The 18552-nt window shown below is 71.4% G+C and carries 17 protein-coding genes; 2 read left to right on the top strand and 15 right to left on the bottom strand.

All coding sequences use genetic code 11. The features are described 5' to 3' along the window. Positions 1-7: 7 nt before the first annotated feature. Genes AB0J93_RS21050 through AB0J93_RS21035 form a run of 4 tightly spaced genes read right to left on the bottom strand, consistent with a single transcriptional unit; the run spans position 8 to position 4111 of the window. Positions 8-949, bottom strand: coding sequence for a sugar ABC transporter permease (locus tag AB0J93_RS21050; RefSeq protein ID WP_093407322.1), 942 nt, complete (start codon positions 947-949; stop codon positions 8-10). A gap of 23 nt (positions 950-972) precedes the next feature. After that, the gene (ngcE, locus tag AB0J93_RS21045; protein ID WP_363924008.1) at positions 973-2376 is read right to left on the bottom strand and encodes an N-acetylglucosamine/diacetylchitobiose ABC transporter substrate-binding protein; all 1404 of its coding nucleotides are present in this window, start codon (positions 2374-2376) and stop codon (positions 973-975) included. Positions 2377-2402: 26 nt separating this feature from the next. Then, positions 2403-3152: an SIS domain-containing protein gene (locus AB0J93_RS21040; protein WP_363924007.1), complete on the bottom strand. Its 750-nt coding sequence runs from the start codon at positions 3150-3152 to the stop codon at positions 2403-2405. Then, the gene (locus AB0J93_RS21035; RefSeq protein WP_363924006.1) at positions 3149-4111 is read right to left on the bottom strand and encodes a MurR/RpiR family transcriptional regulator; all 963 of its coding nucleotides are present in this window, start codon (positions 4109-4111) and stop codon (positions 3149-3151) included. Before AB0J93_RS21035 ends, AB0J93_RS21040 begins: the two co-directional genes overlap by 4 nt. A 310-nt stretch (positions 4112-4421) precedes the next feature. On the opposite strand from AB0J93_RS21035, the gene AB0J93_RS21030 reads away from it, so the two are divergent. Next, a complete protein-coding gene (locus tag AB0J93_RS21030) occupies positions 4422-5786 on the top strand; it encodes an acyltransferase (RefSeq protein ID WP_363924005.1) in 1365 nt (454 codons plus the stop codon). Here AB0J93_RS21030 and AB0J93_RS21025 read toward each other — a convergent pair. The 5 genes from AB0J93_RS21025 to murD all read right to left on the bottom strand — a co-directional run bounded on the left by AB0J93_RS21025 (position 5758) and on the right by murD (position 11799). Then, positions 5758-7248 carry a CoA-acylating methylmalonate-semialdehyde dehydrogenase gene (locus AB0J93_RS21025; protein WP_363924004.1) on the bottom strand — a complete coding sequence of 497 codons (1491 nt, stop codon included), beginning with the start codon at positions 7246-7248 and terminating at the stop codon, positions 5758-5760. The genes AB0J93_RS21030 and AB0J93_RS21025 overlap by 29 nt on opposite strands. Further along, complete coding sequence (locus AB0J93_RS21020) at positions 7245-8549, bottom strand: aspartate aminotransferase family protein (RefSeq protein WP_363924003.1); 1305 nt, start codon at positions 8547-8549, stop codon at positions 7245-7247. Before AB0J93_RS21020 ends, AB0J93_RS21025 begins: the two co-directional genes overlap by 4 nt. A gap of 99 nt (positions 8550-8648) precedes the next feature. Beyond that, on the bottom strand, positions 8649-9422 hold the full coding sequence (locus AB0J93_RS21015) for a hypothetical protein (protein WP_363924002.1): 774 nt from the start codon (positions 9420-9422) through the stop codon (positions 8649-8651). A 7-nt stretch (positions 9423-9429) separates the two neighbouring features. Continuing rightward, positions 9430-10287 (bottom strand): hypothetical protein, encoded by an 858-nt coding sequence (locus AB0J93_RS21010; RefSeq protein ID WP_363924001.1) that lies wholly within the window; start codon positions 10285-10287, stop codon positions 9430-9432. Between the two features lie 162 nt (positions 10288-10449). Further along, positions 10450-11799 (bottom strand): UDP-N-acetylmuramoyl-L-alanine--D-glutamate ligase, encoded by a 1350-nt coding sequence (murD, locus tag AB0J93_RS21005; RefSeq protein ID WP_363924000.1) that lies wholly within the window; start codon positions 11797-11799, stop codon positions 10450-10452. A gap of 83 nt (positions 11800-11882) precedes the next feature. On the opposite strand from murD, the gene AB0J93_RS21000 reads away from it, so the two are divergent. Beyond that, positions 11883-13238 (top strand): hypothetical protein, encoded by a 1356-nt coding sequence (locus AB0J93_RS21000; RefSeq protein ID WP_363923999.1) that lies wholly within the window; start codon positions 11883-11885, stop codon positions 13236-13238. Between the two features lie 142 nt (positions 13239-13380). On the opposite strand, the gene AB0J93_RS20995 is transcribed toward AB0J93_RS21000, so the two are convergent. The 6 genes from AB0J93_RS20995 to AB0J93_RS20970 all read right to left on the bottom strand — a co-directional run bounded on the left by AB0J93_RS20995 (position 13381) and on the right by AB0J93_RS20970 (position 18448). Next, entirely contained in the window at positions 13381-15342 is a 1962-nt protein-coding gene (locus AB0J93_RS20995; RefSeq protein ID WP_363923998.1) for a PucR family transcriptional regulator, read from the bottom strand. Between the two features lie 68 nt (positions 15343-15410). Continuing rightward, positions 15411-16289, bottom strand: a complete 879-nt coding sequence (locus tag AB0J93_RS20990; protein ID WP_363923997.1) for an RNA methyltransferase — start codon at positions 16287-16289, stop codon at positions 15411-15413. A 37-nt stretch (positions 16290-16326) separates the two neighbouring features. Further along, entirely contained in the window at positions 16327-16713 is a 387-nt protein-coding gene (locus AB0J93_RS20985; protein WP_363924179.1) for a VOC family protein, read from the bottom strand. After that, positions 16713-17009, bottom strand: coding sequence for a metalloregulator ArsR/SmtB family transcription factor (locus AB0J93_RS20980; protein ID WP_363923996.1), 297 nt, complete (start codon positions 17007-17009; stop codon positions 16713-16715). The genes AB0J93_RS20985 and AB0J93_RS20980 overlap by 1 nt, the downstream gene beginning before the upstream one ends. Before the next feature lie 33 nt (positions 17010-17042). Next, entirely contained in the window at positions 17043-17588 is a 546-nt protein-coding gene (locus AB0J93_RS20975) for an RNA 2'-phosphotransferase (RefSeq protein WP_363923995.1), read from the bottom strand. Continuing rightward, positions 17585-18448, bottom strand: coding sequence for a LysR family transcriptional regulator (locus AB0J93_RS20970; protein ID WP_363923994.1), 864 nt, complete (start codon positions 18446-18448; stop codon positions 17585-17587). Before AB0J93_RS20970 ends, AB0J93_RS20975 begins: the two co-directional genes overlap by 4 nt. Positions 18449-18552: the final 104 nt, after the last annotated feature.

Here is an 18552-nt window from a genome sequence, read left to right as displayed (position 1 = left end):
GGTCTCCTCAGTACTCGATCCGCTCACGACGGGTGATCCTCAGCTGGAGGGCGGCCAGCAGGATGGTGAAGATCGCCAGTGCCACGCCCATGGCGCAGGCGTAGCCGAACTGGCCCTTCTGGAAGGCGGTGAAGTTCAACACCGACGCGAAGATCTCGCTTGCGTGGTTGGGGCCACCCTGGCTGGGCGTCATGACGAACACCAGGGCGTACATGTCCAGGGCGATGAAGCCCAGGTAGACCCAGGCCACCGAGACGGTGTCCCGCAGCAGCGGCAGGGTGATCCGGAAGAAGGTGTGGAATCGGCCGGCACCGTCCAGGATGGCCGCCTCGTAGACGTCCTTCGGGATGGACTGCATGGCCGCGGAGAAGAGCACCATGTAGAAGCCGGCGCCGCTCCAGACCGCGATCAGCAGCAGCCACCACAGCACCGCCGGTACGCCGAGGAAGGGCTCCGGGTCGTACATGAAGGTGATCGGGTCGTCCTCGCTGACCAGCCCGATCTTCATGAGCATGCCGTTGATCAGGCCCTGGCCGTCAGCGCGGTAGATCTGCTGCCACATCACCGCGATGACGACCAGGGACAGCACCTGCGGGAAGAAGAAGATCACCTTGTAGAGACCGGAGCCGAACACTCCCCGGATGCCGGCCTTGTCCTCGCGTCCGCCCACGTTGAGCAGGAACGCGAGGAACAGGGCCAGCGCGATGGTGAACAGCGGCACGGTGATCAGGAAGAAGACGTTGTGCCAGAACGCCTTCCTGATCAGCTCGTCGGAGAAGAGCCGGAGGTAGTTGTCCAGCCCGACGAACTGCTGCCTGTCGGAGTAACCTCCCCAGTCGGTCAGCGAGTACCCGGCCGCCTGCAGGAAGGGCCACACCACGTAGAAGAGGTACAGCCCGACCGGCAGGGCCAGGAAACCCGTGACGAAACGCGCAACACCGTGCCGCATGGGACTCACTCTTTCCGTTCGGATCAGGCGTCGCGGGTCTGCTTGGTGATCGACGAGTCCTTGGCGACCTTGTCGGCGGCGGCCTGCATCTTGTCGACGAACTGCGCGGCGGTCAACCGGCCGGCCATCAACTCGGCGGACAGGTTCTGGCTCTCCTTGTCCAGGTCGGCGTAGAAGTTCCAGAGCTTGATCGAGATCAGGTCCGAGCTGGCGTTCTTCATCAGCTCGTTGGCGCTGGCGAGTGCGGCGTCCTGCACGTTGTCACCGGAGCCCTTGGTGGAGGCAAGGGACTTTGTCAGCTCGGCGAACTTCGCCGAACCGGCCTTGGAGAGCACCGCGCGCAGGAACTCCTTGGCCGCGGCCTTGTTCGGTGCCTTGGCCGGAACGACGATGCCCTCGCCGGCACCGGCGTAGACGTCGTTTGGTGCCTTGTCGGTGGCACCCAGGCCCCAGTAGTCGGAGATCTTCATCTCGAAGCCCGGCGGGATGGTCGCCGCCATCTCGTTCTTCAGCCAGGTGCCGACCTGGATGAAGGCCGCCTTGCCGTCGAGCCAGGCCTGCTGCGACTGGGTGTGGTCGAGCTTGCCGGGCAGCAGCAGCTTGTCCTTGACCAGCTTCTCCCACGCCTCCAGCGCCGGCAGGACGCCCTCGGCACGCCAGGCGTTCTCCTTGAGGTTGTCGATGTCGATGACGGCCTGCTTGCCGGCGGACTTCCAGACCGTCGCCATCAGCGCCCAGCGCGGGTAGTAGCCGTGCACGGCGTCGTACACGTACGGGGCCATGCCCTTGGCCTTGATCTTCGGGGCGAGGGCGAAGAAGTCGTCGAAGGTCTTCGGCGGCGTCCAGCCCTCCTTGTCGAACAGCACCGAGTTGTACCAGTTGCCCCAGACCGTGTAGGCCACGTTCACCACGAAGAACTTGCCCTGATAGGTGCCGTCACCGACGGTGCCCGGCAACAGGCTGTCCCCGACGGTGCCCTCGCCGTCCCAGGCCGGGGCGGCGAGCAGGTCGTCCAGCGGCTCGATGGCGCCCTCGTTGACCAGGGTGCTGATGTCCATCATGTCGGCGCCGGAGTTCATGACGACGTCGCTGGGCTGCGTCGCCATCTTGGGCTGCTCTTCGGTCTTGATCTTCTGGGTGGAGCTCATGTTGACGGTGACGTCGGGGTACTTGGCGTTGAAGATCGCCTGGTCTTCCTTGGCCCAGGCATCACCCAACCCACCGTTGAAGATGACCACCTTCACGGCGCTGCCGTCCTGCACGCCGAAGGGGTTGTCGTTGCTCTTCTCCCCGGCGTTGTCGTCGTTCTGGCTCGGCGTGCTGCCGGCGCAGGCGCTGAGCAGACCGGCGGCCGGGGTCACCAGGAGGCCCGCGGCCGCCGCGCGGCGCAGCAGGGTCCGGCGGTCGAGATCGGGGGTAACAGACATCGTGAGACTCTCCTTGTGATGTCGGGTCAGGCGGTGCGCCGGAGTCTCCCGGCGTACCGCGACTCGAGGGCGAGGTTGTGCTCGTCCCCACCGGGGACGTTGGCGGAGAGGTAGATAGGGGGCACCTCTCCGGCCTGGTGGAACCGTCGTACGACCTCCGCGGTCAGCAGCTGCGCCAGCAGCGCCGAGGTGACCGAGGAGACCGCACAGACCGCGCCGCCGCCCTCGAGCGGCAGCAGTGCGTCACCGTACGGCGCGCCGTTGTCCAGCACGACGTCGGCGAGATCGACGAGCCGCCGGCCGGAGGGGTGCCGCGGGGTCACCCGTCCGGTGTGCTCGACCGAGGTGACCGCGATCAACGGGTGACCGCGTCCGGTGACCAGCAGGGCCAGTTCGATCACCGAACCGTTGATGCCGGACTGGGACGCCACCACGAAAACGTCCTGCGGCTGGGGTGCGGCGATCGCGTAGAGCTGGTGCGCGACGGCCGGGTCACGCTCCAGCTTCGGGTCGGCGAGCACCTGATGCGAGACGCCGCCGTGCAGCACCAGGTCGTGCAGGGAGATCCGGTTGGTGGGTACCAGCCCGCCGGCCCGGGCGACCAGTTCGGCGGCGAAGGCCTCCGAGTGCCCGGCGCCGAACGTCTGCAACACCCCACCGTCGCGCAGGCTGGCGGCGATCAGATCGGCGGCCCGGCCCAGCGACTCGGATCCCCGCTCGACCAGCCGGTCGAGGACCGGCCGGACCGCGTCGGCGTACCCCTGGGCGCTGATCATGCGCTGGCCTCCCTCGCGGCCTTGTGCCCGTCGACGGCCTGGGCGGTACGCCGGAAGGCCGCGTGGGCGCGGTCGTGGGTGCGCTGGGCGACGGCGATGTAGAGCAGGTCGAGGACGACCAGTTGGGGGTGCCGGGCCGACAGCGCGTCCGGCCGGAACGTGGTGGCCTGGCTGGCGGTGAGCAGCACGATGTCGGCCAGTTCGGCCAGCGGCGACCGGCGGAATCCGGTGAGCGCGATGGTGGTGGCGCCCCGGCTGCCGCCCTCGGCGAGCATCTCGATGGCCTCGCGGGTCTGCCCGCTGTGCGAGATGCCCAGCGCGACGTCGCCGGGACGCAGCAGCGCGGCGGCGGCCAGCCCGGAGTGCACGTCGTTCCAGGCCCACGCGGCCACGCCGATGCGGTGCAGGCTGAACTGCATCTCCTCGCCGACAAGCGCGCTGCCGCTGGCACCGAAGATGTTCACCCGTTCGGCTCCGGCGATGGCGACGGCGGCCCGTTCCACCTCGGTCAGGTCGAGCAGGGCCGCGGTGTCGTGCATCGCCCGGGTGTCGGCGGCCATGATCTGCTCCAGCACCCGCTCCAGCGGGTCGCTGGGCTGGATCTCCCGGCCGATGTCGACGGTCCAGCCGGCCGAGCGGGCCCGGCCGGTCTCGGCGGCGATACCCAGCCGCAGGTCGGCGTAGCCGTCGAAACCCATCGCCCGGCAGAACCGGGTGACCGTGGCCGGCGAGGTGCCGCTGCGTTCGGCCAGTTCCACGATGGTGGCGCGGGCCGCCGCCTCCGGGTCGCTGAGCACGTGCTCGGCGACCCGGCGCAGCGCGCCGGTCAGTTCGGCGGCGCCGGTGCGGACCCGGGCCAGTGTCCCGTCGGAGGCGACGCCGAGGGCACCCCGTCGGTCGATCCCGTCGGCGTCGGCCACCGCGGTGCCCGCGGAGGTGTCCGACTCGTGATCAACCATGAGGCGCCTTTCGGAAAAGACTGTTAACTGTTAGTGGTAAAAGTTCTTACTGAAGCCCCCTCCGTGTCAAGACTGTGGGCGAAGTTTTCAAACTGTTACCTGGCGCACAAGCCGCCGTCGACCCCCCACCGTGGCCGGAATCAATGCCGTGACCAGCACGAACGCCAGCCGGACCGCAGGGGTGCGGTGGGGTCGGGCCGGCCCCGCCGTTACCGGCCCGACCCCACCGGGGCTGACCCCCGGCCGCGTTCCCTGAGGCTCACCGGTGGAGCCCGGCACGGTCCCGTGAAACGCGGCCTAGGCTCGGAGGATGCGCCGCCTGGCCCGCCTCGCCGCCCGCACGCCGCCGGACCGGGAGCGCTACCTCGACCTGCTCCGGGCGCTGGCCATCGTCCTGGTGATCCTCGGGCACTGGGCGATAGCGGCGGTCGAGTACGACGAGAGCGGACGACCCGACGGGCACTCGGCGCTGACCGCCCTGCCCTGGGCGTACCCGCTGACCTGGGCGGTCCAGGTCATGCCGGTCTTCTTCCTGGTCGGCGGGTACGCCAACGCCGCCTCGCTGGCCGCCCACCGTCGCCGTGGTGGCGACGCGATCGGCTGGCTGCTCGGCCGCAGCGCCCGCCTGCTGCGCCCGACAAGCGCCCTGGTGCTGGTGCTCGCCGGTGGCGCGCTGGTGGCCCGACTGGGCGGCGCCCAGCCGGACGAGGTCCGCCCGGTGGTCTGGTTCGCCACCATTCCGCTGTGGTTTCTCGCCGCCTACCTGGCCGTGGTGCCGCTGACCCCGGTCATGTACGCGCTGCACCGACGCCTCGGGCTGCTGGTGCCGCTGGCGCTGGTACTGCTGGTCGCCGCCGGTGACCTGGGCCGCGCGCTCGGGCCGGCCGGCCTGGCCCTGCCCAACTACCTGCTGGGCTGGCTCGCCGTCCACCAGCTCGGCTTCGCCTGGTACGACGCCCGCCAGAGACACTGCCGTTCGGCCGGCCTGCGCACCCGGTGCCTGCCGATGTCCCGCCGGGCCGCGGGTGCCATGCTGCTCGGCGGCCTCGCCGTGGCGGTGTTGCTCACCGTCCCCGGCCCGTACCCGATAAGCATGATCAACCTTCCCGGTCAGCGGCTGGCGAACGCCGCCCCACCCAGCGTGGCACTGCTCGCGGTCGCCACCGCCCAGCTCGGGCTGATCCTGCTGCTGCGGGAACGGGCGGAACGGTGGCTGCACCGCGACCGCCCGTGGCAGGCGGTGATCGCCGTCAACTCGGTCGTGCTGACGGTCTTCCTGTGGCACCTGAGCGCGGCCGTGCTGCTCGTCGGTGCGCTGCACGGGCTCGGCCTGCTCCCCACGCCGGAGGCCGGTACGACGGCCTGGCTGGCCTGGCGGGTGCCGTGGGTGCTGATGCTGGCGGTGGTGCTGGCCGTCCTGGTCGCCATCTTCGGTCCGATCGAGGCGTCCACCGGTCGCCCCCGGCACCTGAGAGCGCAGGCCAGGCGGACGGGTGCCCGCGCCGCGCTCACCATCGCCGGATACGCCGCCGTCGGGTACGCCCTGGCCGCCAACGGCGCGGCGGCCAAGACCGCACCGGAGCCGCTCGGATGGCCGGTGGCCGCACTGGTGGCCTACCTGGCCGGCGCGGGCACCCTGCGCCTGCTCAGGTCTGGGTGGGGAAGCCGAGATTGACCCCGCCGTGGCGCGGGTCCAACCACCGGCTGGTGACCACCTTGCCCCGGGTGAAGAAGGCGACACCGTCGGCACCGTGGGCGTGCAGGTCACCGAAGAGCGACGACTTCCAGCCACCGAACGAGTAGTACGCCATCGGCACCGGAATGGGCACGTTCACGCCGATCATGCCGACCTCCACCTCGTGCTGGTAGCGCCGGGCGGCACCGCCGTCGTTTGTGAAGATCGCCGTGCCGTTGCCGTACGGGTTGGCGTTGACCAGGGCCACCGCCTCGTCGTACGAGTCGACCCGCAGCACCGACAGCACCGGCCCGAAAATCTCGTCGGTGTAGATCGACATCTGCGGGGTGACCCGGTCGAACAGGGTCGGCCCGAGCCAGAAACCGTCCGGGTCGCCGTCGACGGTCACGTCTCGCCCGTCGACCACCGGCACCGCCCCGGCGGCCACGCCCGCCTCGACGTAGGAGCGCACCCGGGCCGCGTGCGCGGCTGTGACCAGCGGCCCCATGTCGCAGCCACGCCGCCCGTCGCCGGTACGCAGCCCGGCCATCCGGCGGGCGATCCGGGCCACCAGTTCGTCGGCGACCGGCTCCACGGCGACCAGCGCCGAGATCGCCATGCACCGCTCCCCCGCCGAGCCGAACCCGGCGTTGACCGCCGCGTCGGCGGCCAGGTCCAGATCGGCGTCGGGCAGCACCACCATGTGATTCTTCGCCCCGCCGAGCGCCTGCACCCGCTTACCGGCCGCCGTGCCGCGCCGGTACACGTGCCGGGCGACCGGGGTGGAGCCGACGAACGACACCGCCCGGACCACCGGATGGTCGAGCAGCGCGTCCACCGTCTCGGCGTCGCCGTTGACCACGTTGAACACCCCGTCGGGCAGGCCGGCCTCGACGAACAGTTCGGCCAGCAGCAACGCCGCGCTCGGGTCCTTGTCGCTGGGCTTGAGCACCACCGTGTTGCCGGCGGCCACCGCCACCGGGACGAACCACAGCGGGACCATCACCGGGAAGTTGAACGGGCTGACCACCGCGACCACCCCGAGCGGCTGCCGCAGGCTGTAGGAGTCGACCTCGGTGGAGACGTTCTCGCTGAAGCCGCCGCGCAGCGCCGAGGGGATGCCGCAGGCGTACTCGATGACCTCAAGGCCGCGCTGCACCTCCCCGGCAGCGTCCGCGAGCACCTTGCCGTGCTCGGCGGTGATCAGCGCGGCCAGTTCGTCCCGCCGGGCGTGCACCAGCTCACGGACGGCGAACAGCACCGACGTCCGCTTCGCCAGCGACGCGTCGCGCCAGGTGCGGGCCGCGCGCTCGGCCACCTCGACCGCTGCCGCGACGTCCGCGGCGCTGGCCAGCTCGACCTGCGCGGTACGCCGGCCGGTGGCCGGGTCGAACACGTCGCCGCGCCGGGTCGAGGTGCCACCGGTGCGCTTGCCGTCGACGAAATGCCCGATGAGGTTCATGAGGTTGCCTCCGCCACGCCGGAGTGGATCGCGTCGACCAGGATGGCCAGGCCCTCCCGGGCCTCCTCCTCGGTCAACGTCAACGGCGGTCCCATCCGCAGCACGTTGCCGTACAGCCCGCCCTTGCCGGTCAGCAGGCCGCCTTCCCGGCACGCCTCGAAGACCCGCGTGGCCAGCGCCGCGTCGGGCTCGCCGGTGCCCGGGTGGACGAACTCGACGCCGAGCATCAGGCCCTTGCCACGGACCTCACCGACCCGGTCCAGATCGACGAGCGCCGCGCGCAGGCCGTCGCCGAGGATGCGGCCGACCCGCGCGGCGTTGGCCTGCAGGTCGTGCTCCAGGAGGTAGTCCAGCACCGCGTTGCCGACCGCGGTGGACAGCGGATTGCCGCCGAAGGTGGAGAAGCTGATCCCCGACACCGAGTCCAGCACCTCCGCCCGGCCGACGACACCGGCCAACGCGAACCCGTTGCCGATGCCCTTGGCGAAGGTGAGCAGGTCCGGGGTGACACCGTGGGCCTGGTAGCCCCAGAAATGCTCGCCGGTGCGCCCCCAGCCGGTCTGCACCTCGTCGGAGATGAGCAGGATGCCGTGTTCGTCGAGGACCTTCTGCCAGGCGGCGAAGAGACCGTCGGGGCCGTGCACGAAGCCGCCCACGCCCTGGATCGGCTCGGCGATGAGGCAGGCCACGTCCCCGCTGGTCTGCGTGGCGAGCACCTCACGCAGATCCTCCGCCGCCGCCTCGACCCGGTCGGCCTCCGGCAGCCGGGCCAGCAGGCCACGCAGCCGGTCACCGGAGTGCAACCAGGCCACCTGGAGCGGATTGATCGACGTCGGCGACCAGGTGCGGTTACCGGTCGCGCCCATGGTCGCGTACGTGCGGCCGTGGTAGCTGTTACGCACCGCGAGGATCTGGTGCGAACGCCGGTGATTCGTGGCGACAAGCAACGCCGCCTCGTTGGCCTCGCTGCCGGAGTTGGTGAAGAAGACCCGCGCGTCGGGAATGCCGGACAGCCGCGCCACCTTCTCGGCCAGCTCGACCTGCTGGCGGATCAGGTACAGCGTCGAGGTGTGCACGATCCCGGTGGCCAGTTGCCGCTGTACCGCCTCGCGGACCTCGGCGATGTCGTAGCCGAGCGAGTTGGTCAGCACCCCGCCGAAGAAGTCCAGGTAGGTGCGGCCACGCGCGTCGGTGACCCGCCGCCCCTGGCCACTGACGAGTTCGATCGGCTCGGCGTAGTAGAGCGTCATCCAGGACGGGAGCACGGCCCGGTACCGGGCCAGCAGGTCGTCGGCGGTCATCGTCGCCCCTTCGGTCGCGTTCCCGCACGCTTTCACCACCGTCACTGCCGGGACAAGTGTCAGACTGTCCGGCGATGACCCGGGATCGTTGACAACACGTCAACGCTTTCCGTCGCTGTCACGCGGTGTCGCCACGCTTCCGGTAGCCGAACGAGCAGCTGAGCGATGTTTTCCGTCCCGGTACCGGGGAAGGTGCAGCGCCGCAGCGACCAGTCCGAAGCCTGCCCAGCCGGCGACGAGCGCCACCGCGGCCGAGACGTCCTGGCCCAGGCGGACCCCGACCAGGAACCCGAGCAGCGCCAGGCTGTTGCCGGCGAAGTGGCGGCAGAAGACCGGCAGGTCCCGCCGCACCTCGACGGCGACCAGCACCCCGGCGTACGGAAAGGTCACCACCAGCCCCCGCAGCACCTGGCCGAGCAGCCCGGTCAGCACCGCACCGGCGAGGACCAGCAGCAGCCGGGCCACCGCCGGCATCCGCGCAGCATGTCCCGTCGGTGGGTCGGGTTCGGGGACGCGGTGCAGCACCAGCATGGCGAGCAGCCAGAGGGCGACCGTGGCGGCCAGCGTCGGCCAGAACGGCAGCGCGACCGGGCGCAGCGCCACCGCGAGCGCGAGGTAGCCGGCGACCCCCGCCAGGTCGGCCAGCAGAATCGGCCAACGGAACCGGTGATGCGTCAGCGCCACGACGCCGAAGAACAGGTTGAGCCCCACCACCCCGACGAGTTGCGCGCCGTCGACGGTGTGACCGGTGGCCAGCAGCGCGGCCGTCATGGGCAGCGGCAGCGCGGCCACGAGGGCCCGCCACCGGACCGGACGGATCAGGGTCACCGCCCAGACCACCGCGGTCACCAGCAGTACGCCCTGGGCGGTCATCCTGTCGTTACGTGTCGAAGGTGGCCCGGCTGAGGCACATCTGAAACGCCTCGCCGGCCCGGGCAACGTCGGCGGCGTTCACCGAGAACCGGTTCTCGTTGATCTCCCCGTGCGGGCTCATGCCCGCCGTCCAGCACGCTGTGCCGTCCCAGCGGATCAGGTTGACGTGCAGGTCGGCGGGGACCGCGACTGTCGACAGCAGACCGACCCGTACGCCCGCCCGCCGCTGTGTCGCCACCAGCTCCGCCAACTCGTCGAAGAACTCGGCATAGGTGAAAATCCGGGTGATCCGCACCCCACGAGCCAGCGCGGCAAGGTTCTCCGACCAGTACCGCCGGCCAATGTCGCTGCTCCACCAGGCCAGCCGAGGCAGCACGTTGGACAGCGCCTCCAACTCTCCTACGCAGTCCCGGGTGGCGGCGAGCATGTCCTGGTAGTCCTCGCCGGGCCGGATGATGCGTCCCTGCCGGAGTTGCGCGAGGTCGGCGTGGAACCGCTCGAACCGGCGCTGGGTCTCCTCGGCGACCCGGGTGCTCGGATGGCGGTCCACCGCCTCGGTCGCGGCGGTGGCGAGTTCCGGGATCGCCCGCACCAGCCAGTGCGGGCCGGCCAGCAGCGCCCGCAGGTGGAACCGACGCTCGGCCCGGGCCATGGAGTCCACCAGCAACGAGATGGTGATGCCCATCAGACCGGCCAGCAGCGACTCCACGCCGGTGGCGGCGCCGGTCAGGTCGAGCGTCACGGAGAGCGAGATCGACAGGGCGACACCGATAAGTGCGACCGGGTCGGTGTGCGCCATCAGCCGCGCGACGCCGACCGCATGCGCACGCGGGCCGGTACCCGGACGACGCAGCAGTTGAACCATCAACCACCTCCAGCTACCGACTCCCCTCAGCGTAAAACCCCCCAACCACACCCCAACGCCCGCCTTGATCATGAAGTTGTTGCCCCGAGATCGGACGAAAAGTGGCTACAACTTCATGATCAACGATGGGAGGGCGGGGGTGGGTGGGGGTGGGTGGGGCTGTTAGGCGGGGGCGGTGGTGCGGATGGCTTCGGCGAAGACCTCGGAGCGGTGCTCGAAGTTGCGGAAGCGGCCGTAGCTGGGCGCGGCGGGCGAGAGCAGCACGACTCCGCCGGCCGGAGTCACCTGGCGAGCCAGCTGGACCGCGTCGGTGAGGTCGTCGACCAGTTCGGTGCGTACCTTCGGCAGCCCGTCGAGCGCCCCGATGATCCGCGGGCCGCTGTCCGGGATGCCGATCACGGTCAGTTCCCGCTCGGCCAGGTGCTCGCGCAGGGGCGTGTAGTCGACCCCCCGGTCGTTGCCACCGACGATCACGGTCAACGGCCGCCCGTCGTACGCGTCGATGGCGTGGATGGCCGCGTACGGGCTGGTGGCCAGGGTGTCGTCGACGAAGGTCAGGCCGGACGGGTCGGCGATCTCGGTCAGCCGGTGGGCCAGTCCCTGGAACTCGGCGACCGCCACGGCCAGGGCGTCCTTGCGGTCGACCAGGTCGATGCCCAGCGCGTCGAGCACGGCCAGGGCCACGCAGAGGTTGCCCTCGTTGTGCCGACCGACAAGCGGCAGCACCGCCCGGGGGAAGAGCGGCTGGTCGACCCGGTGGAACCAGGGCGTACCGTCCGGGCCGGTGGCGACGTTGACCGAGTCGGCGGTGCCGGCGCGTACCGCCGCGCGGTCGCCCAGCTCGAACGCCAGCCGTGGGTCCGCGCCGTTGACCACCACGGTGCGCGGCCCGTACGCGAGCAGGTTGAGCTTGTCCCGGTAGTACTCCCGTTCGCCACCGTGCGCGTCGAGATGCTCGGGGAACAGCGCGGTGACCACCGCCACCCGCGGCGAGTCGGTCAGGTCGCTGCACTGGTAGCTGGACAGCTCCAGCACGTACAGCTCCGCCTCCGGCAGGTCCAGCGTCGGCACGCCGATGTTGCCGCCGAACACGTTCGGCCGGTCCACCGCGGCCAACAGGTGGCTGATCAGGCTGGATGTGGTGCTCTTGCCCTTGCTGCCGGTCACCCCGATGGTGCGGTCGCCGTGGTCGGCCATCCACAGCGAGGTGCCCTGGGTGACCGTCGCGCCCTGGCGTCGCAGTTCCATCAGCCAGGGGTGCGTCTGCGGCACACCCGGCGAGCGGACCACCACGTCGGCCGCGGCCAGCCGGGCGAAGCCCTCGTCGCCGGTGACCAGTGGGGCGGCCTCCGCCAGGGGCCCGTCCCAGGGCAGGGTGAGGAAGTTCGCGCTGTCGTCGACGGCCACGAGGTCGGCCGGGCCGTGGGCGGCGATGGCGGTCACCGCGGCCCGGCCCTCCCGGCCGGCCCCCCAGACGGCGACTTTACGTCCGCGCAGGTCAGACAGGCGCACAGGCTCTCCTCGGGTACGACGGCGGCACGGCACGGTCCGGCCGAGCCGGGCACGGCCGGACGAACCAGGGCCTAGTATGGCGTGTGCTCAACACGCAGCTGGCGCGGATGGACGCCTTCACCTTCCCGTCCTACTCGATCGACCTGTCCACCGGCGAGGCGTTGTTCGACTACGCCCTGACCGGGCCCGACGGCGAGCAACGGTTCACCGAGGTGGTCACGTTGCCGGTGCCGGAGGAGTCCCCGTCGGACGCCGCCGTGGCGGCGCTGGGCCGGGTGCTGGAGCTGCTGCACGTGGTGGCCGGGGTCAGCTACTACAAGACGGCCGCGCCTGGGCAGTTGGTGCTGCCGGCACCGCTCGGCCCGGCCGCCGTCGAGTTCGTCACGGCCGTCTACACCAAGGGCCTCGCCGAGTACGCGTACCGCAACCAGCTGCCGCACGTGCTGGAGCTGGCCCCGCGGGTGCCCGACGGGCGGGTGAAGCCGGCCGCCGAGTACGACAACTCCGACCGTCGTCCGTTGTCGGCGGTGGGCGGCGGCAAGGATTCGATCGTCAGCCTGGAGGCGCTGCGCCGGGCCGGTCTCGACCCGGTGCCCTTCTCGGTCAACCCGAACCACGTGATCAACGCGGTGAACGCGGCGTCGGGGCTGCCCGCGCTCGCGGCCCGGCGGCGCATCGACCCGGTGCTGTTCGAGCTGAACGCGGCCGGCGCCCGCAACGGGCACATCCCGGTCACCGCGATCAACTCGCTGATCGCGGTCGCCACGGCGGTGCTGCACGGCCTGGGCCCGGTGGTGATGTCCAACGAGCGCTCGGCCTCGGACCCGAACCTGATCTGGAACGGTCACGAGATCAACCACCAGTGGTCCAAGGGCGTCGAAGCCGAGGGGCTGCTCCGCGCGGCCCTCGCGGAGCACGCCGGGCTGGCCGAACCGTACTTCTCGCTGCTGCGCCCGCTGTCGGAGCTGCACATCGCCCGGCTGTTCGCCGGCATCGACCGCTACGACGACGTGGTCACCAGTTGCAACGCCGCGTTCAAGCTCCGCGACGCCAGCGAGCGGTGGTGCCGCGACTGCCCCAAGTGCCGCTTCGTGTTCCTGGCCATGGCTCCGTTCATGCCCCGTGAGCGGATCACCCACATCTTCGGCGGCGACCTGCTCGCCGACGAGGCACAGATCCCGGGTTACCGCGAACTGCTCGGCATCGACGGCCACAAGCCCTTCGAGTGCGTCGGCGAGGTGGAAGAGTCAGTGGTCGCCCTGAGCCTGCTCGCCCAGCAACCCGACTGGCGCGACACCCCCGTGGTCACCGCCCTGGTGGCCGCCGTCCCCGACAGCGCCTGGGCGACGGCCGCCACCTCCGACACCTTCACCCCCGCCGCCGCCAACCACCACATCCCCCCCACCTACCAGAAAACCCTCCAAACCCTCACTCCCTAACCCCACCCCACCCCACACCCCCACCCCACACCCCCACCCCACCCGCGTTGATCATGAGGTTGGCGGCACCGTGGAGATCGACTACTGCCGCCAACCTCATGATCAACACGGCAGGTGGGGGCGGCCGGTGGGGGTGGGGTGCTCAGGGGGTGCGGATGGCGTCTAGGGCCAGGAGGGCTACGTGGAGGGAGAGGCAGGCGTCGACCGAGTCGAGGTCGACGTCGAGGATCCGGCCGATCCGGGCCAGCCGCTCGTAGAACGCCGGGCGGGACAGGTGCGCGGCGGCTGCCGCCGCCGACTTGTTCCGGCCCTGCTCCAGGTAGGCCCGCAGGGTACCGAGCAACTGCTCCCGGGGATGCTGCGCGTCGTAGGCCAGCAGCGCGCCGAGTTGCCGTTCGACGAAGGTCTGCACCCGGGGCTCGTCGCGCAACAGGTGCAGCAGCCCGGCCAACCCGACGTGCGGCAGCCGGAAGATCGGCAGGTCACGTCGATCCCGGCGGGCCGCGTCGGCGACCTGACGAGCCTCGATCAGCGACCGGCGTGCCTCCCGCAGGCTGCCCACGCCGGATCCGGCGGCGATCAGCAGCCCGGCGACGGACCGTCGGCCAGCACTGGGTGCCGGCGCGTCGTCGGAACGGCTAGCCGCTCCGGGGCGCCCCCGCGGGTCAGCGCGACCAGGCAGGTCCGCACGACCAGACAGGTCAGCGCGACCAGCCAGGTCGGAGCGACCGGGCAGGTCGGGTCGGGACCGGCGCAGCGCGGCGGCGAAGGCTGACAATGCCCGCTCCTCCGCTGCCGCGTCGGGCAGGGCGAGCAGGACGCCCACCGTCTGGTCGTCCACCGCACTGGTCAGCCCGGTCAGACCGGCCTCGCGTAGCGCCTGTCCCACGGCCTCGGCGAGGTCGCGCAACCGGACCGGCCCGGTGTCCGAGACGTGGTCGAGCGCCTCGCCGGGGTGTCCCGGCTCGATGAGCGGCCCGCCTCCCGCCGACTGTCGGTGGCGCGCGGTGTCCTCGCCGCCGTTGTCGGTCCGATGGCGGACCACCACGCCGATGAGATGACGGCGCTCCAGCACCACCCCGAGCGCCCGTGCCCGCAGGGCCACCTCGTCCACCGGCCAGGAGTGGTCGAGCAGAGCGGTGAGCAGGGTCCGGTGAAGCTGACGTTCCAGCCCTTCGGCGTCCCGTCGGATCAGCCGGCCGAGGGCGAGCGTGGACGCCGCCCGCTCCACGAGGATGGTCAGCCTGGTCGGCGGCGCCGAGGACGAGCCGCCGCGCCCGGCAGGGGCCGCGACGGCCCGCCCAAGGTCCAGCACCGGGACCGACCGCCCGTCGACCGACGCCGGTAACGGCTGCCCACCGGCCAGGTCACCACCGGGCGGCCAGCGAAGCAACAGCCGGCCCCAGTCCTGCCCTCGGGCACCCACCATGGTGACCAGCCAGCCCCGGTCCGGGTCGTACGCCGTGCGGCCCTCGGGCCGGATCCGCCGTGAGTGCTGCTCCCACCCGTCCAGCAGCAGCTCGGCGTTCTCCCCCGCCGGGTCGTACGCCAGCACCTGGCGGGACAGGTTCTCCAACACCACCGGGCAGCCGGACAGCTCGGCGGCCTGCCGGACCACCTCCCCCGGGTCGGCGCCCTCCACCGACAGCTCGGTGAACCGCTGGTGGATCTCCTCGGTGGCCCGCAGCTCGGTGAGCTGGGCGTCCACGATCAGGGCGTGCACCGCCTCGGTGATCCGCACGAACGGGGTGGCCCGGCGCAGCTCCACCAACGGCAGCCCGTGCCGTTCGGCGGCGGCCACCATCACCCGGGGTACGCCGTCGAGGTAACGCCGGCCCAACTCGACCACCAGCCCGGAGACACCGACGCCGGCCAGGTCACCGATGAAGGCCCGCAGCCCGGCGTCGTCGCTCGGCAGTCCGATACCCGTGGTGAGGACCAGCTCGCCGCCACCGAGCAGGGTGGCGATGTCGGGTACCTCGGCGACGTGCACCCAGCGCACCCGACGGTCCAGCCCGGCCTCCGCCGCGACCAGGCGTGGCGCGCCGTGGCGGACCGGGTCCAGGGCGAGGACCTCACGCACGGTAGGGAACACCCGCGACACGCTACCGTCCGTGACCCGGGGGGTGCTCGACGGTGCCGCAACGGCTGCCGGGGTCTCCCGGCAGCCGCTCAGAGTGGGTCGTCGCGGCCCAGTTCCCAACAGGCCACGGCGGTGGCGGCGGCGACGTTCAGCGAGTCCACGCCACGTCGCATCGGGATCACCACCCGTGCGTCGCTGGCGGCCATCGCCGCGCCGGTCAGCCCGGCACCCTCGGCACCGAGCAGCAGCGCGGCCCGGGACCGCTGGGCCGGGTCCAGCCGCTGGATGGGCACCGCGTCGGGCGCGGGCGTCATCGCCAGCACGGTGAACCCGGCGGCCCGCACGTCGGCCAGCGCCGTCGGCCACGGTTCCAGCTTCGCGTACGGCACGGCGAAGACCTCACCCATGCTGACCCGTACGCTGCGCCGGTAGAGCGGATCGGCGCAGGTCGGCGAGAGCAGCACGGCGTCCACCCCCAGCCCCGCCACCGCCCGGAAGATCGCGCCCAGGTTCGTATGGTTGTTGACGTCCTCGAGGATCACCACCCGACCGGCGGTGGCGAGCACCTCCGCGGCGGTCGGCAGCGGCTTGCGCCGGAACGAGGCGAGCACGCCCCGGTGCACGTGGAATCCGGTCGCCTCGCGCAGCACGTCGGGGGTGGCGGCGTACACCGGGGCGTCGCCGGTGTCGAGGTCGGCCAGCTGGTCGACCCGCTTGGCGTCGACCAGGAAGGACCGGGCCGGGTAGCCGGCCCGCAGCGCCCGCCGCAGCACCAGCTCACCCTCGGCGATGAACAGGCCGTGCGGCGGCTCCCACCGGGTACGCAGCTCGACGTCGGTAAGCGCCCGGTAGTCGGCGATCCGCTCGTCGCCGGGCTCGGTGATCAGGTGGACGGGCACCCGCCGATTCTGCCGGACCGGGTGATGCCGGGAGCCGACCGGCCCGCGCCCGACCGGCACGACGGCCACGCGGGGCCGCGCCCATCGACCGAGGACGCGGGTACGACTACTTCATGGTGGCGATCTGGATCAGGTTGCCGCAGGTGTCGTCGAGCACGGCGGTGACCACCGGGCCCAGGTCGGTCGCCTCCTGGGTGAACTCGACGCCCAGTCCCTTGAGTCGCTCGACCTCGGCGTGCACGTCGTCGACGGCGAACGAGGTGAACGGGATGCCGTCGGCGACCAGGGCCTGCTGGAACGGACCCGCCGCCGGGTGGCCGGCCGGCTCCAGCAGCAGCTCGACGCCGTCGGGGTCGGCCGGCGAGACGACGGTGAGCCAGCGGGCCTCACCGGCGGGCACGTCGGTCTTCTTGAGGAACCCGAGCTTCTCGGTGTAGAAGGCGAGCGCCTTGGCCTGGTCGTCGACGAACACGCTTGTGACGTGGATACGGATCACGGATCTGGTACCTCTCGGTCGATGGGCCACCGCTCGACGATCGAGCGCAGCGGGCTCGTGTCGATGTGGTGGAACTTGTACCGGCCTTGTCGCCGGGTGCGGACCAGGCCGGCCTGTTCGAGCACCGCGAGGTGCTGTGAGATGGCCTGGCGCGAGGAGGTCAGGCTGTGTTTCATGGTCAGTCGGCCGCAGATCTCGAAGAGCGTCTGACCGTCCCGGTCGACCAACTCGTCCAGGATCGTGCGGCGCGTCGCGTCACCGATGGCCTTGAACAGGTCAGGGTCTGCGTCCACAGAGACAGTTATAGGCAAGTGGCTACTTGCCTGTCAAGCCAACCCGCCGACGATGATCCAGCGGGGTGGTACGTGGTCGGTGAGCCAGACACCGTTGACGGCCCGGTAGAAGACGAACCCGTGGCGGTGCATGCCGGCCGCGTCCACGGTCAGCACGACCGGGTCACCACGCCGGGCACCGACCGTGGCGGCGGTCTCCCGGTCCACCGACAGGTGGACGTGGGTACGGCCGCGTGGTCGCAGTCCCTCGGCACGGATGCCGGGCAGGTGGCGAGCCACCGTGCCATGGTGGAGGAGCGACGGCGGCACGACGGGCTCGAGGCGCAGGTCGACAGCGATCGAGTGGCCCTGCGCGGCCCGGATCCGCCCGGCGTGCAGCTCGAAACGCTGCTTGTCGGTGCCGGCGACCAGCTCGGTCAGCACCTGCCGGGTGACCGGACGGCCGTGCCGGGCGAGCGCGGCGAGCAGCACCTCCACCTCGACCCACCCGCCCTCGTCCAGGGCGATGTCGACGGCGTCCGGGTGGTGTCGGAGCACGTACGCGAGGAACCTGCTGGCGGAGGTGAGCCGGTCGGTCACGGGCCGGTGCCGAACTCGTCGAGCAGGTCCTGCACCACGGCCCGTCGAGGTGGCCGCCAGGTGGCCCAGTACCGGATCTCCGGCAGGCCCTGGATCGGGACCGCACATAGACCGTCGGGAAGCCCGACACAGCCGTTGACCACGGTGGCTCCGACCCCCAACGCGGCGAGGTGCACCAGCAGGTCCCACCCGTCGACCTCGGCGGCGACCTGCCAGCGCACACCCGCGTCGAGCAGGGCGCGGTCCAGCGCCCTGCGGTGCGGGCGCCCAGCCGGGGGTACGACCAGATCCAGGCCATCGAGATCGCCGAGCCGGACCTGCCGGCGCGCGGCGAGCGGGTGCCCGTCACCGAGGACGAGTACCTGTCGATAGGCGGCGATCTGCCTCGCCTCGATCTGCCGGCCGGGCGGATCGTGGGCGACCACGGCCAGATCGGCCCGCCCGCTGGTGACGGCGGTGAGGGACGCGTCCCGGTCCGCGGTGATCACGTGTACCCGCCGCCCCTGGCGCCCGACGCGCTGGATCGGTTCGCCGATCACCCACCGCAGCGCACCCCGCCCGGCCGCGATGGCCAGCGTCGGCGCGGACTCGTCGTGCAGCTCCCGCAGGAACTCCTCGGCCCGTCGGCGGGAGTCCAGCGCGTACGCGGCAAGACGTTCACCCGCGGCCGTCAGCGTCAGCCGACGACCGTCGCGTTCGTACAGCTCGACGCCGAGCGCGGCGGCCAGCTTCCGGATCTTCACGTGCAGGGAGGGCTGGCTGATGTGCAGCTCCTGCGCGGCGGTGGTGAAGTTGCGGTGCTCGGCGAAGACCGCGAACGAGCGCACCGCGTCGGCTTCCAGCAGGTCTCGCCCATCCATAGCTCTGAACTATAGAGCCTGTTTCTGATCTATGTGGCTGGGCTCGTGGTACGGGTACGAGCGTGGCGGCGGGTCATCTGGAGGATCGCGGCCCAGTAGATGAT

It is taken from the genome of Micromonospora sp. NPDC049374 (genome assembly GCF_040677165.1).
In the GTDB taxonomy this organism is placed as follows: Bacteria; Actinomycetota; Actinomycetes; order Mycobacteriales; family Micromonosporaceae; genus Micromonospora.
Note: the sequence above shows the minus strand (reverse complement) of the source record. Positions and strands in the feature narration are given on the sequence as shown.

Coding starts and splice junctions, on each gene's coding strand:
- AB0J93_RS21040 (WP_363924007.1), bottom strand. CDS start 3,152: ATGATCAGCGCCCAGGGGTACGCCGACGCGGTCCGGCCGGTCCTCGAC.
- AB0J93_RS21020 (WP_363924003.1), bottom strand. CDS start 8,549: ATGACCGCCGACGACCTGCTGGCCCGGTACCGGGCCGTGCTCCCGTCC.
- AB0J93_RS21015 (WP_363924002.1), bottom strand. CDS start 9,422: ATGACCGCCCAGGGCGTACTGCTGGTGACCGCGGTGGTCTGGGCGGTG.
- AB0J93_RS21035 (WP_363924006.1), bottom strand. CDS start 4,111: ATGGTTGATCACGAGTCGGACACCTCCGCGGGCACCGCGGTGGCCGAC.
- AB0J93_RS21025 (WP_363924004.1), bottom strand. CDS start 7,248: ATGAACCTCATCGGGCATTTCGTCGACGGCAAGCGCACCGGTGGCACC.
- ngcE (WP_363924008.1), bottom strand. CDS start 2,376: ATGTCTGTTACCCCCGATCTCGACCGCCGGACCCTGCTGCGCCGCGCG.
- AB0J93_RS21050 (WP_093407322.1), bottom strand. CDS start 949: ATGCGGCACGGTGTTGCGCGTTTCGTCACGGGTTTCCTGGCCCTGCCG.
- AB0J93_RS21030 (WP_363924005.1), top strand. CDS start 4,422: ATGCGCCGCCTGGCCCGCCTCGCCGCCCGCACGCCGCCGGACCGGGAG.
- AB0J93_RS21010 (WP_363924001.1), bottom strand. CDS start 10,287: ATGGTTCAACTGCTGCGTCGTCCGGGTACCGGCCCGCGTGCGCATGCG.
- AB0J93_RS20970 (WP_363923994.1), bottom strand. CDS start 18,448: ATGGATGGGCGAGACCTGCTGGAAGCCGACGCGGTGCGCTCGTTCGCG.